Raw genomic sequence first — 15,692 nt, forward strand, 5'->3', positions numbered from 1 at the left:
CATGGTAGGCCGGATGCCGCGACATCCCTCATGCACGGGGCGGGCGCTGTACTGCGTCCTGCGCGCGGGGGTGTGTGGCTGGCCGGGGGCGCGCCGGCCGTGCTGGTCGCGGTCGAGCACGCGCAGGCGCTGTTCCTCGGGGCGTGCCTGGCGGGTGCGGGCGCGCCTGCGGGCGCGGGCGGCCCGACGGGGCCTGTTCGCGGGGATGACTCCGTTCGGGCTCACCCGCCGGGGTGACAGGGGGCGAGGCCGCTGATGCGGGAGGGAAGGTACGGCCAATGCCCCTCATGCGCAACTTTGCCCCCGATTGCCACCTTTCCCTTGCCTGTCACCTTTCACTTGTCTGTCACCTTTCGGTCCGCGCCCGGTGAGCGCCGGTGTCCTGATCCGGCGTCCGGCGCGCGGCGCCGGGGCGCTGCGCCGTCGGCGGGTGTGGCGTCCGAGCCCGTTCCAGGTCTTCGGTTTCGTGTTCTGGCTGGTGACGACGCTGGCGTTCTGGAGGGTGCCGCTGTGCTGCGACGCGGGGGTGCACGCGGCGGTGGTGGAGCGGCTGAAGGCCGACCTGCTGCACCCCCGGCATCCGATGGCCGATCTGCCGGGCGCGGGCAGTCCCTACTACTCGCCGTACGCGCTGGCCGAGGGCGTGTTCGCCCGGCTGACCGGGCTGACGGGGTGGGAGGTGCTGAGGGTCGCCGGGCCGGTGAACCTGGTCGTGCTGCTGACCGGTCTCGGCCGGTTCGTGCGGGCGCTGACGCCGAGACCGTGGGCGCCGGTGCTCGCGCTGGCGGCGATGACACTGCTGTGGGGCACGGAACGCGCCTGGTGGAGCGGCTATCTGGGCCTGATGTCGATGACCGGCAACCTCGGCTATCCGTCCACCTTCGCGATCGGCCTGGCCCTCTGGGCGTGGGCGCTGACGGCGGCACGCGCGTGTGACGGACGCCTGGTCCGGTACGTCGGCCCCGACGGGCTGCGCGGCTTCACCGGGTACGCGGGGGTCGGCGCGCTGTACGGGGCGATCCTGCTGGCGCATCCGATCACGGCGGTGGCGGCCGTGACGGGCGGGGTCGCGGTGGTCCTGGGCCGGCAGCGGGAGTGGCGGCCGGCGGTGGCGGCGCGCTGGGCGATGACGGCCACGACGGCGCTGCTGGTCGCCGCCGCCTGGCCGTACTTCGATGTGTTCGCGCTGGCCGGGGACGGCAGCGTCGACGGGATGCACCGGCGGCTGTACGACGACCTGGCCGGCCATTTCTGGCTGGCGCTGCTGGGCCTGCCGGCGCTGGCGGCGCGGGCGCGGCGCTCGGTGCGCGATCCGCTGGTGCTGATGTTCGCGCTGGACTGTCTGGTGGTGGTGTACGGGTTCGTCAGCGGTCACTACACGTACGGGCGGATCCTGGGCCTGACGCTGGTGCCGCCGCAGTTCGCGCTGGCGGTGGAGCTGGCGGCGCCGAAGCCGTGGGGGGTGTGGCGCAGGGCGCTGGGCGCGGTGGCGGCCGCCGGGGCCTGTCTGGGGCTGCTGACCGTGCAGGCCGGGGCGGTCGTGCCGCGTGCGCTGGATCCGGTGGGCTTCGACCAGCCGCCGCGCTGGCCGGCGTACGACTGGGCGGCGCGGCACATCGGGCCCGGGGAGGTGGTGATCACCGACGGGTACTTCGCGGTCCACGCGATCGCCGGGTACGGGCCGAACCTCGCCGCGCCCGCCTGGCCGGACGCGGCGCTGGACGAGCGCGCGAGGCTGCGCCGGGTGGCGGACGTCCGGGCGTATCTCGCCCCGGGCTCGACACGGGCCGGGCGGGCGGCGATCGTCCGCCGCTACCGGGTCCGCTGGCTGCTGCTGACGCGCTGGCACCCGGTGCCCGAGGAGGCCGTGGTGGTGGCGTGGAGCCGGCGGACCGGGGAGGTGCTGGCGCGGGTGGGGTGAGCCCTCCCGAGGGGTGTCGCCCGCTGCGCGGATCCCTCGGGAGGCCTGTGTCCGGGAGGTCCGGGGGTTACTCGATGACGAGGTCGACCTCGATGTTGCCGCGGGTGGCGTTGGAGTAGGGGCAGACCTGGTGGGCGGTCTCGACCAGCTTGCGGCCGGTCGCCTCGTCCAGGGTGTCCGGGAGCTCGATGCGCAGCGTGACCTTCAGGCCGAAGCCCTCGCCCTGCTTGCCTATGCCGACCTCGGCGGTCACGGCGGCGTCGGAGACGTCGACCTTCGCCTGACGGCCGACGAGACCGAGCGCGCTGCCGAAACAGGCCGCGTAACCGGCGGCGAACAGCTGCTCCGGGTTGGTGCCCTGACCGTTGCCGCCCATCTCCACCGGCAGGGCGAGGGCGAGGTCGATCTTCCCGTCGTTGGTGACGGCGCGGCCCTCGCGGCCGTGGGTGGCGGTGGCGACTGCGGTGTAGAGCGCGTCCATGGATGAACCGTCCCTCTCGGAAGAGCCTGTGTCGGGGGGTGGCCGGTCCGGCCGCTTCTCGCGTCCGGGCCGCTCACGGGGATAAGTAGAGCACACAATTCAGTTGTGCACAACTAAATGGCCCACCGGCGTTACCCTGGAGGCATGACCCCGACGTCGACCCCGCTCCCCGCCCCCGCCCCCTCGGAGAACTGGCTGCGCCTGGACCGCCAGATCTGCTTCTCCCTGCACGCGGCCTCGCGTGCGTTCAACGGGGTCTACCGCGTGATCCTCAAGGAACTCGGGCTGACCTACCCCCAGTACCTGGTGATGCTGGTGCTGTGGGAGCAGGGCGAGCTGCCCGTGAAGAAGCTCGGCGCACATCTGCGCCTGGACTCCGGCACGCTGTCCCCGCTGCTCAAGCGGCTGGAGACGGCGGGGCTGGTGGTCCGGGAGCGCAGCGCGCGCGACGAGCGGTCGGTGGAGATCCGGCTGACCGAGGAGGGTGCCGCGCTGCGGGAGCGGGCGCTCCAGGTGCCCCGCCGGATCGTCTCGGCGACCGGGTTCGGGCTGGAGGAGATCAGCGAGCTGAGGGAGCGTCTCGACCAGCTCACCGACGCGCTGGACGCGGCGGCGCTGGAGGAGGAGCCGGGGGCCGGCAGGACTGAGGACCTTCGTGCGGACAGGTCCCAGGACTCCGGCGCGGCGGGCGGCGGGCGGCGGGTGTAGAGGCGCAGGGTGACCCCGCCGCGCACGAACTCCCGTCCCGGTTCGCCGGGCACGAACTCCTCGGTCACCACGGTCAGCTTGACCCGCTCGGTCGGATTGCGCGGGTACCACGGGGAGCGCAGCGCGTACGGCTCGGCCAGCACCCACAGCCGGTCCAGCGCGAGCAGCTCACGGCGCAGCTCGGCGGCGCCCCGCTCGCGGCCGTAGAGCGTGCCGGAGGCGGGAGCGGACGCCTGGAGCGCCACGTCCCGCACCCCCCGGAAACCCTCGGGGTGCGCGACCTTCGCCCGCCGCCCGATGGCCGGCAGGAACACCACGGCCTCGCCCGGCCGCATCTCGCGCCCGGCCAGCGCCGAGACGGCGGCGAGGGTGTCGGGGCGCCCGCGCAGGGTGCGGTCCTGGCGGTACAGGGGCAGGTACTGGGTGAACGCGAGGGCGACGGCCAGGGTTCCCGCGAGCGGGACCAGGGGCGACCTCGCCCCCTTCGCGCCGAGCACCCGGTCGGCGCCCGCCGCCACCAGCAGCGGCGCCCCCGCGAGGGCGTACAGCACATAGCGGTCGTCGTACATCGGGCGGAGCTGGGAGACGGCGAGCAGGGTCAGCGGGGGCACGACCGCCCAGGGCAGGGCCACCGACGCGAGGGTCAGCCGACGGGGGCCCGGCAGGGCGGCGAGAGCGAGGAGCAGAAAGGTCCAGAAGAGCGGCCCGCCCGGCCCGAGGAACGCGTGCAGCAGCCGCAGCGCGCTGCCCGCGCCCGGCCGGGACAGCCACGCCACCTGGCCGGCCTGGGCGCGCGACACGACGGCGAGCGGGGTCAGCACCAGCATCGCGGCACCGGCCGCCGCGGCCCACCGCGCCCCGTCCCGTCTCCCCACGCGCGCGTGCAGGAGCGTCACCCCGTGGGCGAGCACCAGCAGCACCGCCAGCTCGTGCAGCAGACAGGTCAGCGTGAGGACGACGCCGTACGGCCACCAGGAGCGCCCCTGGAGCGCCCGGACGAGCAGAAGGGTCGCTCCGGCCGCGCCGGCGCAGACGAGAGCGTAGGAGCGGCCCTCCTGCGCGTAGTGGCCCACGAGCGGGGTGACGGCGTACAGCAGGCCCGCCCACAGGCCGACGCGCGGCCGGGCCAGCCGGGTGCCGAGGGCCGCGACCAGGCCCGCCGTGAGGGCCGCCGCGCAGACGCTCGGCAGGCGCAGGAGGACCTCGCCGGGGCGGACGGCGAGGACGGCGTGCAGGAGGAGGTAGTACAGGCCGTGCACGGCGTCCACCCCGTGCAGCAGCCGCCAGATCTGCGGCACCGAGCGCCGCGCCACCTGGAAGGTGACGGCCTCGTCGCGCCACATGCCCCCGCGGTCCAGCCCCCACCACCCGAGCCCGAGCCCGGCCCCGACGGGAAGGAGCACCGCCGCACCGGCCCTGTTCCTGATGTCCACGGACCCCATTTTGTTGGATTTAGTACCGCTTCTTGGCTATTGACGGAGTATCTGAACTAAAGAGGCATTCGAGCGCCTTACGATCCGCCGTCATGAGACGTCGTCACCTTCTCGTCGCCCTCGCCGCCGCCTGGCTGGCCTCCCGCGCCCTGATGCTGTGGCTGCTCGCCCACGACTCCCTCGGAATCCTGGGCGGCCGGGTGGGCCGGGAGGTGTGGCACCTGTACCACCACTGGTACGGCGTCCTCGCGCACGGCGCCTTCCCCGCGCACGACACCTTGTGGCAGTACCCGCCGGGCGCCGGTCTCGTGCTGCTGTCGCCGGGCGTGCTGCCGTGGTGGACGTACTTCCAGGCGTTCGTCGCGCTCACCGTCCTCTCGGACGCGGCGGTCGCGTGCGCGCTCGCCCGCGCGGGCACCCGCCCCGGCCGCCGCCTGGCCGGGGCGGCGGTCTGGGTGGTCGGGCTGCCGCTGCTGGTCCGCGTCCCGTTCGCCCGCTACGACGTGCAGGTCACCGCGCTCGCGGTGCTCTCCCTGCTGGCGCTCGCCCGCTCCACGCGTGCGTGCGGGGCGTTCGCGGCCGTGGGGGCGCTGGTGAAGGTGTGGCCGGCACTGGTGCTGATCGGCGTGCGGCGCGGGCGCGACTCCCGGTCGGTGTGGTCGTCGGTGGCGCTGACCGGGGCCTCGCTGTTCCTGCTGCTGGTGTTCGTGTTCCGCAATCCGCTCGCCTTCGTGCGCCAGCAGGGCGGCCGGGGCGTGCAGATCGAGTCCCTGGGCGGGACCCTGCTCTCGCTCGCGACCCACGCGGGGTGGCCGGGCAAGGTCCACTACCGGTACGGCGCTATGGAGTTCACGGGGCCGTACGTCTCCAGCGTGGCGCACGCCTCGCTCGCCCTGACCGCCGTCGCCTTCGGGCTGCTCCTGCTGTGGCGGGTCCGCGCCCGGCACTGGACCGAGGCCGTGCCCTTCGACGCCGCGCTGAGCGCGGTCCTGCTGTTCACCGTGACCAGCAGGGTGATCAGCCCGCAGTACATGATCTGGCTGGTCGGGCTGGCCGCCGTCTGCCTCACCTCCCGGCACACCACGCAGCGTCCGGTGGTGGCGCTGATCCTCGCGTCGACCGCGGTCAGCTCCGTGATCTTCCCGGTCGAGTACGGCAGGGTCATCGAGTGCACCTGGACCGGAACCGGGCTGATGGTCCTGCGCAACGGCCTGCTGCTCGCGGCGGCCGTGCTGTCCTACGTCCGCCTGTGGCGCGCGACCACGGCGCGCGCCCCCGAGCGCGCCGGGAGTTGTCCACAGGCCCTGCGGGAGAGCCGTACGCCTGCTTCACTGTGAGACGAACGGGCCGATCGCGGACGAATCACATCGCAACCGGCCATCCTGCTTGGGGGAATCCACATGACCTGGCTGATCACCGGCGGCGCCGGCTACATCGGGGCGCATGTCGTCCGGGCGATGACCGCGGCGGGCGAGCGGGCGGTGGTGTACGACGACCTGTCGACCGGCGTCGCCGCGCGCGTGCCGGAGGGGGTGCCGCTGGTGACGGGCTCCACGCTGGACGGGGAGCGGGTCGCCCGCGTCCTCGCCGGGCACGCGGTCACCGGTGTCGTCCATCTCGCGGCGAAGAAGCAGGTCGGCGAGTCGGTGGAGCGGCCCCTGCACTACTACCGGGAGAACGTGGAGGGCCTCAGGGTCCTGCTGGAGGCGGTCACCGAGGCCGGCGTCGGGTCCTTCGTGTTCTCCTCCTCGGCCGCCGTCTACGGCATGCCGGACGTCGATCTCGTCACCGAGGACACCCCGTGCGTGCCGATGTCGCCGTACGGCGAGACCAAACTCGCCGGCGAGTGGCTGGTCCGGGCGACCGGCCGCGCCACCGGCCTGTCCACGGCCTGCCTGCGCTACTTCAACGTGGCGGGCGCGGCCTCCCCCGGCCTGGCCGACACCGGTGTCTTCAACCTCATCCCGATGATCTTCGAAAGACTCACCGAGAACGCGCCGCCCCGCATCTTCGGCGACGACTACCCCACCCCCGACGGCACCTGCCTCCGCGACTACATCCACGTGGCCGACCTCGCCGAGGCCCATGTGGCCGCCGCCCACGCCCTGCGCTCCTCCCCCGGCCGCGACCTCACCCTCAACATCGGCCGCGGCGAGGGCGTCTCGGTCCGGGAGATGATCGACCGCGTCACCGCCGTCACCGGCCACACCCGCCCCCCGACGATCACCCCCCGCCGCCCCGGCGACCCCGCCCGCGTGATCGCCTCGGCCGACCGCATCACCACGGAGCTGGGCTGGAAGGCACACCACGACGTCCAGGACATGATCACGTCGGCCTGGCAGGGATGGCTGCGACTGCATCCGGAGGCGGGGCGGGCTTAGACGGACGGCCCCGTACGCCGGCACGACGACCGCCGAGGACCGCCGAGGACCGCCGCCGCTAGGCGTTGTTGAGATACGCCAGCACCGCCAGTACCCGGCGGTGGCCGCTGTCGCTCGGGGGGAGGCCCAGTTTCAGGAAGACGTTGCCGATGTGTTTGCTGACCGAGCGCTCGGTGATGACGAGCGTGCCCGCGATGGTGGTGTTGTCGTGGCCCTCGGCCATCAGCTCGAGGACCTCGCGCTCGCGGGGGGTGAGCTGGTCGAGGGGGGAGTCCTTGCGGCGGGTCAGCAGTTCGGTGACCACCTCGGGGTCCAGGGCCGTACCGCCGCCCGCGACCCGTTGCAGGGCGTCGAGGAACTCGTCGACGCGGCCCACGCGGTCCTTGAGGAGATAGCCGACGCCGTTCGCGCCGCCGCCGAGCAGTTCGGCCGCGTAGGACTCCTCGACGTACTGGGACAGGACCAGGACCGGGAGGCCGGGGATCCTCCCGCGGGCCTCCAGGGCGGCCCGCAGGCCCTCGTCGCGAAAGCCCGGCGGCATCCGCACATCGAGCACGGCCACATCGGGGCGGTGCTCCAGCAGTGCCGGAAGGATCTCGGGCCCGGAGCCGGCGACGGCCGCCACCTCGTGCCCGGCCGACGTCAGCAGCAGCACGAGCCCCTCCCTGAGCAGGGCGTTGTCCTCGGCCAACACGACTCTCATGCCACCTCGACTCCCGTCGACCCCTGTCGACTCCCGTCACGGCGCCCGGAGTTCCCGGTCACAGCGCCTTGATCGCCTCCGCGGTCGCCCGCGCCAGCGCGCCCAGATAGCCCTTGGGCAGCTTCGGACTGCGGATCACCACCGAACGCCAGTAAAGCGGACCGGAGATCAGATCGAGCGCCAGCTCGTCGTCGAGGCCCATCCGGACCTCGCCGCGCTGCTCCGCCGCCGCGACGATCTTCAGCGCGACCCCCTCCTGCCCCTCGCGCAGCGCCTTCTGCAGCGCCTCGGCGATCTCGGGGTTACGGGCCGCCTCGGCCTGGAGATCCGGGATGATCTGCGAGGCCGCGGGGTGCCGCAGCGCCCGCGAGGTCACCTCGTACAGCATCCGCAGATCACCCTCCAGACTGCCCGTCTCCGGGGCCGGCAGGCCCTGCACCGCGAGCGCCGAGACGAGATCGAGGACCAGGTGCAGCTTGGAGCGCCAGCGCCGGTACACCGCGGTCTTGCCCACGCCGGCGCGCCGGGCGATGCCCTCGATGGACATCCGCGCGTAGCCGACGGTGGCGAGCTCCTCGAACACGGCAGCCCGGATGGCCTCCGTCACATCCTCGCGAAGCACGGCCGCACCCGCCGGAGCCCGGCGGCGCGGCTTCGCCTGCGGTTCGTCGGCGTTCGTCGCGTTCGTCGTCATGTCCTCCAGCATAGGGCGTTACGACGAAACGGTTGCGTTCCGACGTCGACTGGGCCTACGCTCACGTTGCGACGATACGGTCCCGTCCCGACGTAAGAAAACATCAAGAGAAGCGTAAGAGAACGCCGGGCGACGGCAGAGTGCAGCCGCGACGGCCGCACACGCACCCCCACCCCCCGAGTGAAAGCAGCGGATGTGAGCCAGGTACTCCACACACCGCCCACGACACAGGCCGCACCCCCCGAAGACGACCTGGCGGCCCTCGCCGCCCGTCACGGCCTCGCGGTCAGCGGTGCCCGCCCCTCCCTGCCCCAGTACATCCGCCAGCTGTGGGCGCGCCGCCACTTCATCACCGCGTTCGCCACCGCCAAGCTGACCTCGCAGTACAGCGACGCCAAGCTGGGGCAGATCTGGCAGGTGATGACCCCCCTGCTGAACGCGGCGGTCTACTACTTCATCTTCGGTGTGCTGCTGCAGACCAAGAAGGGCGTCCCGGACTACATCCCCTTCCTGGTCACGGGTGTGTTCGTGTGGACGTTCACCCAGAGCTCGATCATGTCGGGCACCCGGGCCATCTCCGGCAACATCGGCCTGGTGCGGGCCCTGCACTTCCCGCGGGCCGCGCTGCCGATCTCGTACTGCCTCCAGCAGCTCCAGCAGCTGCTGTTCTCGATGGCCGCGCTGCTGATCATCCTCGTCGTCATGGGCGTCCCCCCGGCGCCGTCCTGGCTGCTGGTCCTGCCCGTGCTGCTGCTCCAGTTCGTCTTCAACGCGGGCGTGTCGCTGGTCATGGCGCGGGCCGGCGCGAAGACCCCCGACATCGCCCAGCTGATGCCCTTCGTCCTGCGCACCTGGATGTACGTCTCGGGCGTGATGTGGAGCATCGACAAGCTGCTCAGCAAGCACGCCGGCCTGCCGTACTGGGTCGTGGACGTCCTGCGCGCCAACCCGGCGGCCGTCTACATCGACCTGATGCGCTTCTCGCTGATCGACAGCTTCCACGCGAGCCAGCTCCCGGCCCATGTGTGGGCGTGGGCGACGGGCTGGGCCCTGCTCGCCGGCGTCGGCGGCTTCATCTACTTCTGGAAGGCTGAGGAGACGTACGGCCGTGGCTGACAACACCCCCCGCACCGAGCCCTTCGCCGACGAGCGGATCCCCACCGTCGTCGCCGACCGGGTCGACATCGTCTACCGCGTCAACGGCACCGGCGGCGGCCGCGGCAGCGCCACCGCCGCCCTCAACCGCATCCTGCGCCGCAAGCAGACCGAGAAGGCGGCCGGCACCCGGCTGGTGCACGCCGTCAAGAACGTCTCCTTCGTCGCCTACAAGGGCGAGGCCATCGGCCTGATCGGCACCAACGGCTCCGGCAAGTCCACCCTCCTCAAGGCCGTCGCCGGACTGCTGCCCGTCGAGCGCGGCCGGATCTACACCCAGGGCCAGCCCTCCCTCCTCGGCGTCAACGCCGCCCTGATGGGCGATCTGACCGGCGAGCGCAACGTCTACCTCGGCGGCCTGGCCATGGGCATGTCCAAGGAGCAGATCCGGGAGCGCTACCAGCAGATCGTCGACTTCTCCGGAATCAACGACAAGGGCGACTTCATCTCCCTGCCCATGCGCACGTACTCCTCCGGCATGGGCTCCCGGCTGCGCTTCTCCATCGCCGCCGCCAAGGACCACGACGTCCTCCTCATCGACGAGGCCCTGGCCACCGGTGACGCGCTCTTCCGCAAGCGCTCGGCCGACCGCATCCGCGAGATGCGCGAGCACGCCGGCACCGTCTTCCTCGTCAGCCACAGCAACAGCTCGATCCGCGAGACCTGCGAACGCGTGCTGTGGCTGGAGCGCGGCGAGCTGAGGATGGACGGGCCGACGGAGGAGGTCATGGACGCCTACGAGGAGTTCAGCGGCGACAACAAGGCCAAGAAGAAGCCGGCCGCGAAGAAGCCCGCCGCCAAGCCCGCCGCCAAGCCGGCCACGGCCGTCTGAACGGCAGCACGAAGGGGCGCCTCCCGGGTGGGAGGCGCCCCTTCGCGTTCACCTACGCGTCGTTCCCCTGCGAAGCGTTCCCCCGCGGATCACGCATGCGTCCGCAGCAGCGTCCTCATCGTCCGCATCGCCACCGACAGGTTCGCCAGGTCGAACGTCTCCGAGCCCTGGATCTCCTCCAGGGTCGTCCGCGCCCGGCCCAGGATCGCCGCGTTCTTCTCGTCCCACGCCTTGAACCGCTGCTCGGGCGTCGAGGTGCCGTTGCCGACGGCCAGGACGTCCGCGGTCAGCGCCGCATGGGCCGCGTACAGGTCCTCACGGATGGAGGCGCGGGCCATGGACTGCCAGCGGTCGGCCCGCGGCAGCTCGATGATCCGGTCCATCAGCTGGGTGATGTGCAGCCGGTCCGCGAGGTCGTAGTAGACCTCGGCGACATCCAGCGGGTCCTTGCCCATGCGGTCGGCCACCGACACGATGTCCAGCGCCGGGAACGCGGAGGAGAACCCGGCCACCCGCGAGGCCAGCTCGTCCGGCACGCCGGCGCCGCTGAGCTCGTCGTAGATCTTCTGCCACCACTCCAGGTCCGCACCGCGCAGCAGCTTGGTCAGCTGCGACCACACCTGCTCGACGCGCTCGGCGAAGAAGTCGACCGTCTCGGCGAGCTGGAGCGGCTGCGGCCGGTTGTTGAGCAGCCAGCGCGTGCCGCGCTCGACGAGCCGGCGCGAGTGCAGCCGGATCCGGGTCTGCACGGCCGCCTCGACCGTGTTGTCCAGCTCCTCCACCGCGTCCCACACCGGCGCCGACCGGAAGATCGCCCGCGCCGCGGTCTGCGCCCGCACGATCTCCTCCAGCGACGCCCCCGTCTCCTCCCGCAGCCGGTGCAGATACGTCGTGCCGCCCGTGTTGACCGTGTCGTTGACCAGCACGGTCGTGGTGATCTCACGGCGCAGCGGGTGGCTGTCGATGTGCTCCGGGAACTGCTCGCGCAGCGCGGTCGGGAAGTACGCGTACAGCAGACCCCGCAGATAGGGGTCGTCCGGCAGGGAGGTCTGGAGCAGCTCGTCCGAGACGGTGATCTTCGTGTACGCCAGCAGGACGGCCGTCTCCGGGCCGGTCAGGCCGTGGCCGGAGCCGAGGCGCTCGCGGATCTGCCGGTCGCTCGGCAGGAACTCCAGCGCCCGGTCGAGGTGGCCCTCGCGCACCAGGTGGCGCAGGAAGCGCTGCTGGGCGTGGAGCATGTCCTTGGACTGGGCGAGGGCGTTGGCGATCGCCGTGTTCTGCGCGTAGTTGTTGCGCAGGACCAGCGCGCCGACCTCGTCGGTCATCTCGGCGAGCAGCTTGTTGCGCTGCTTGACCGTCATGTCGCCGTCCGTGACCAGCCCGTTGAGCAGGATCTTGATGTTCACCTCGTGGTCGGAGGTGTCCACGCCCGCGCTGTTGTCGATGGCGTCGGTGTTGATCCGGCCGCCCTGGCGGGCGAACTCGATCCGGCCGAGCTGGGTCAGCCCCAGGTTGCCGCCCTCGCCGACGACCTTGACCCGCAGGTCCTGGCCGTCGACGCGGATCGGGTCGTTGGCCTTGTCGCCGACGTCGGCGTTCGACTCGGTGCTCGCCTTGACGTACGTGCCGATGCCGCCGTTCCAGAGCAGGTCCACCGGCGCGCTGAGGATCGCCTTCATCAGCTCGGCCGGGGTCAGCTTGGCGACCTTGCCCTCGATGCCGAGAGCCTCCCGGATGTGCGTGTTGACCGGGATCGCCTTCGCCGTACGCGGGAAGACGCCGCCGCCGGTGGAGATCAGGTCGGCGTTGTAGTCGGCCCAGGAGCTGCGCGGCAGCTCGAACAGCCGGCGGCGCTCGGCGTAGGAGACCGCGGCGTCCGGGCGGGGGTCGATGAAGATGTGCCGGTGGTCGAAGGCGGCGACCAGACGGATGTGCTCGGACAGCAGCATGCCGTTGCCGAACACGTCACCGGACATGTCACCGATGCCGACGACCGTGAAGTCCTCGACCTGGGTGTCGTGGCCCATGTCGCGGAAGTGCCGCTTGACGGACTCCCAGGCGCCGCGGGCGGTGATGCCCATCGCCTTGTGGTCGTAGCCGGCGCTGCCGCCGGAGGCGAAGGCGTCCCCGAGCCAGAAGCCGTACGATCCGGCGACCTCGTTGGCGATGTCGGAGAACGTCGCCGTGCCCTTGTCGGCGGCGACCACCAGATAGGTGTCGTCCTCGTCGTGCCGTACGACGTCGGACGGCGGCACGACCTCACCGGCCACCATGTTGTCGGTGATGTCGAGCAGCGCCGAGATGAAGGTGCGGTAGCTGGCGATGCCCTCGGCGAGCCACGCGTCGCGGTCCACGCCCGGGTCGGGCAGCTGCTTGGCGACGAAGCCGCCCTTCGCGCCGACCGGCACGATGACGGTGTTCTTCACCATCTGCGCCTTGACCAGGCCGAGGATCTCCGTGCGGAAGTCCTCCCTCCGGTCCGACCAGCGCAGACCGCCGCGCGCGACCTTCCCGAACCGCAGGTGCACCCCCTCCACCCGGGGCGAGTACACCCAGATCTCGAACGCCGGCCGCGGCGCCGGAAGGTCCGGGATGACCTGCGGGTCGAACTTCATCGACACGTACGCGTGCGGCGTGCCGTCCCCGGTGGTCTGGAAGAAGTTGGTGCGCAGGGTCGCCTTGATGACGGTGAGGAAGGACCTCAGGATCCGGTCCTCGTCGAGGGAGGCCACCTGGTCGAGCGCGGCGTCGAGCTCCTCCAGCAGCGCGTCGACGATCTCCAGACCGGCCCGCTGCCGGCCCGGCGACATCCGCGCCTCGAACAGGGAGACGAGCAGCCGGGTGGTGTGGACGTTCGTACGGAGGGTGTCCTCCATGTAGTCCTGGCTGAACGTGGACCCGGCCTGCCGCAGGTACTTGGCGTAGGCGCGCAGCACCATCGCCTGCCGCCAGTTCAGCCCGGCGCCCAGCACCAGCGCGTTGAACCCGTCGTTCTCCGCCCGGCCGGTCCAGGTCGCGGCGAACGCCTCCTGGAACCGCTCACGCCCGTCGTCGCCGAGCAGATCGGTGCTCCCGCCGCCCAGCGCCTTGGGGATGCGCAGCCCGAAGTCGTAGATCCAGGCCACCGACCGGTCCGTGCAGCGCAGTTCGTACGGCCGCTCGTCGATGACCTCGACGCCGAGCCGGTTCAGCACCGGCAGCACCGCCGACAGGGAGATCGCGTCGCCCTTGCGGTAGATCTTGAAGCGGCGCTCGTCGGGCGCGGCGCCCACCGGCTCGTACAGGCTGAGCGAGAAGCTCTGCTCCTCGGTGAGCCGTTCGAGGTGGACGAGGTCGGCGACCGCGGCGCGCGGGGTGTGGTCGGCCTTGTAGCCCTCGGTGAAGTTGTTGTAGCGGCGCAGCAGCTCGGCGGCCCGCTCCTCGCCGAGCTCGGCGGTGAGCGCCTCGGCGAACGCGTCGGACCAGGACCGGGCGGCCTCGACGAGACGCGCCTCGATGCGGTCCTTGTCGGACTCCGACAGCTCCGGCAGCTCGGTGCCCGGCGGGACCCGGACCACGAAGTGCAGCCGGGACAGGATCGACTCGGTGTTCCAGGCGGTGAAGTCGACACTCGTGCCGGCGAGCTCCTCCTTCAGGATGTCGATGATCCGCAGCCGTACCCCGGTGGTGTAGCGGTCGCGGGGCAGGTAGACGAGCGCCGAGTAGTAGCGCCCGTACTCGTCCTGGCGCAGGTAGAGCCGCAGCCGACGGCGCTCCTGGAGGTACAGCACCGACGTGACGATGGAGCGCAGCTCGTCGACCGGGGTCTGGAACAGCTCGTCGCGCGGATACGTCTCCATGATCTGGAGCAGGTCGCGGCCGTCGTGGCTGTTGGGCGAGAACCCGGCGCCCGTCAGGACGGCGTCGACCTTGCGGCGTACGACGGGGACCCGCAGCACGGACTCGGTGTAGGCGGCGGAGGAGAACAGCCCGAGGAAACGGCGCTCGCCGATCACATTGCCCTCGGCGTCGAACTTCTTCACCCCGACGTAGTCGAGGTACGACGGCCGGTGCACGGTGGCCCGGCTGTTGGCCTTGGTCAGCACGAGCAGCTTGTGCTCACGGGCCTTGGCGCGGGCGTCGGCCGGCAGCCGCTCGAACGACGGGCTGACCGGGTGGGCGTCCTCACCGGCGTGGTGCGGGTCGGCGCGCAGGATGCCGAGCCCGGTGCCGGGCACGGCCGCGAGGGAGTCGTCCTCGCGCAGCTGATACTCGCGGTAGCCGAGGAAGGTGAAGTGGTCGGCGGCGAGCCAGCGCAGCAGCTCCCGCGCCTCCTCGACATCGGCGGAGGCCAGATCGCCGGGCGTGGGCTCCTCGGTGAGACCGTCGGCGATCCGCAGCGCCGAGTCCCGCATCTTCTCCCAGTCCTCGACGGCCTCCCGCACGTCGGAGAGCACCCGCAGCAGATCGGCGGTGACCTGCTTGAGGTCGGCGCGGTCGGTCTCGCGGTCCATCTCGACATGGATCCACGACTCGATGTGCGCGTCGTGCGGAAGACCGGCGACGGGGGCGGCGGACAGCACCTCGATCAGCTTGCCGGTCACATCGCGCCGCACCACGACCTGCGGGTGCACGACGAGATGGATGCCGCGCCCCTGCCGGGTCAGCTCATTGGTGACGGAGTCGACGAGGAAGGGCATGTCGTCGGTGACGACCTCGACGACGGAGTGGCTGCAGGTCCAGCCGTTCTCCTCGACGGTCGGGGTGTGGACCCGGACGTTGGCGGTTCCCTGCGGCCGCATCTCGGCGAGCCGGTAGTGGGAGAGAGCGGCTCCGAAGACATCGACCGGGTCACGGCCCTTGAGGTCCTCCGGGGCGGTGTGCAGGTAGTAGCGCTGGAGGAACGCGAGCAGGGCGTCGTGGTCCGGGGTGCCCGGAGCTCCTGGCGTGCCCTCGCTCGTCGTCCCAGTCGGTAGGTACCCCCCGACCGGGCTGTTCTCAGCGACCCGCGCCGCCCTCTCGAGCAGCTCGGCCTTGGCTTCGTCCAGCTTGGTCTGCATTGTCCTCTGACTCCTGTCGCGCGCCGTTGCGTGACGTAGAAGGAAGTACGGTCTCTTCCCTTGCGGCTCGCCGCCACGGCCCGGGGTCTCCGGTCTGCTCCGACGCTATGCCGCAAGATGAGATGAGCGGGGGGTTATCGGCCATTCTCGACACAGCCACGCGGTGTGACGCTGCTCTCCGCGTCGCGCCTTCCGCGTGCGTGTACGGCGTCCCGGGGACCCTTGCGCCCCTCTCCCGCCCGCAAGAACCAGCGTCCGCCGCCCGGCCGCGGAGATGGTCCGCACACACCGGGCGCAGGGCAGGGGCAACAGAACCCCCGCGAACTATCGCGCTGATCACGCCAC

At 71.7% G+C, this 15,692-nt stretch carries 10 protein-coding genes and 1 pseudogene; 6 read left to right on the forward strand and 5 right to left on the reverse strand.

The features are described from left to right. Nucleotides 1-367: 367 nt before the first annotated feature. Entirely contained in the window at nucleotides 368-1,921 is a 1,554-nt protein-coding gene (locus ACYQ8Q_RS18600) for a hypothetical protein (RefSeq protein WP_460066296.1), read from the forward strand. Between the two features lie 67 nt (nucleotides 1,922-1,988). Here ACYQ8Q_RS18600 and ACYQ8Q_RS18605 read toward each other — a convergent pair whose 3' ends face one another. Further along, on the reverse strand, nucleotides 1,989-2,402 hold the full coding sequence (locus tag ACYQ8Q_RS18605) for an organic hydroperoxide resistance protein (protein WP_358986082.1): 414 nt from the start codon (nucleotides 2,400-2,402) through the stop codon (nucleotides 1,989-1,991). 144 nt (nucleotides 2,403-2,546) lie between these two features. On the opposite strand from ACYQ8Q_RS18605, the gene ACYQ8Q_RS18610 reads away from it, so the two are divergent. Next, nucleotides 2,547-3,110 (forward strand): MarR family winged helix-turn-helix transcriptional regulator, encoded by a 564-nt coding sequence (locus ACYQ8Q_RS18610; protein ID WP_460066297.1) that lies wholly within the window; start codon nucleotides 2,547-2,549, stop codon nucleotides 3,108-3,110. Nucleotides 3,111-3,985: 875 nt separating this feature from the next. On the opposite strand, the pseudogene ACYQ8Q_RS18615 reads toward ACYQ8Q_RS18610, so the two are convergent. Next, a pseudogene (locus tag ACYQ8Q_RS18615) lies at nucleotides 3,986-4,552 on the reverse strand (glycosyltransferase family 39 protein); the annotation flags it as partial. 83 nt (nucleotides 4,553-4,635) lie between these two features. On the opposite strand from ACYQ8Q_RS18615, the gene ACYQ8Q_RS18620 reads away from it, so the two are divergent. Then, nucleotides 4,636-5,880: a glycosyltransferase 87 family protein gene (locus ACYQ8Q_RS18620; RefSeq protein ID WP_460066298.1), complete on the forward strand. Its 1,245-nt coding sequence runs from the start codon at nucleotides 4,636-4,638 to the stop codon at nucleotides 5,878-5,880. 63 nt (nucleotides 5,881-5,943) lie between these two features. Next, nucleotides 5,944-6,924, forward strand: coding sequence for a UDP-glucose 4-epimerase GalE (gene galE, locus ACYQ8Q_RS18625; RefSeq protein WP_460066299.1), 981 nt, complete (start codon nucleotides 5,944-5,946; stop codon nucleotides 6,922-6,924). 58 nt (nucleotides 6,925-6,982) lie between these two features. Here the strand turns inward: galE and ACYQ8Q_RS18630 are convergent, their stop codons facing one another. Next, a complete protein-coding gene (locus tag ACYQ8Q_RS18630) occupies nucleotides 6,983-7,627 on the reverse strand; it encodes a LuxR C-terminal-related transcriptional regulator (RefSeq protein WP_460066300.1) in 645 nt (214 codons plus the stop codon). A gap of 58 nt (nucleotides 7,628-7,685) precedes the next feature. Then, entirely contained in the window at nucleotides 7,686-8,321 is a 636-nt protein-coding gene (locus tag ACYQ8Q_RS18635; RefSeq protein WP_460066301.1) for a TetR/AcrR family transcriptional regulator, read from the reverse strand. Nucleotides 8,322-8,516: 195 nt separating this feature from the next. On the opposite strand from ACYQ8Q_RS18635, the gene ACYQ8Q_RS18640 reads away from it, so the two are divergent. Next, on the forward strand, nucleotides 8,517-9,437 hold the full coding sequence (locus ACYQ8Q_RS18640) for an ABC transporter permease (protein WP_460066302.1): 921 nt from the start codon (nucleotides 8,517-8,519) through the stop codon (nucleotides 9,435-9,437). After that, entirely contained in the window at nucleotides 9,430-10,308 is an 879-nt protein-coding gene (locus ACYQ8Q_RS18645; RefSeq protein ID WP_460066305.1) for an ABC transporter ATP-binding protein, read from the forward strand. Before ACYQ8Q_RS18640 ends, ACYQ8Q_RS18645 begins: the two co-directional genes overlap by 8 nt. 89 nt (nucleotides 10,309-10,397) lie before the next feature. Here ACYQ8Q_RS18645 and ACYQ8Q_RS18650 read toward each other — a convergent pair whose 3' ends face one another. Further along, a complete protein-coding gene (locus tag ACYQ8Q_RS18650; RefSeq protein WP_460066306.1) occupies nucleotides 10,398-15,347 on the reverse strand; it encodes an NAD-glutamate dehydrogenase in 4,950 nt (1,649 codons plus the stop codon). Between the last annotated feature and the right edge of the window lie 345 nt (nucleotides 15,348-15,692).

The sequence above is a fragment of the Streptomyces sp. YKOK-I1 genome, from assembly GCF_054660435.1.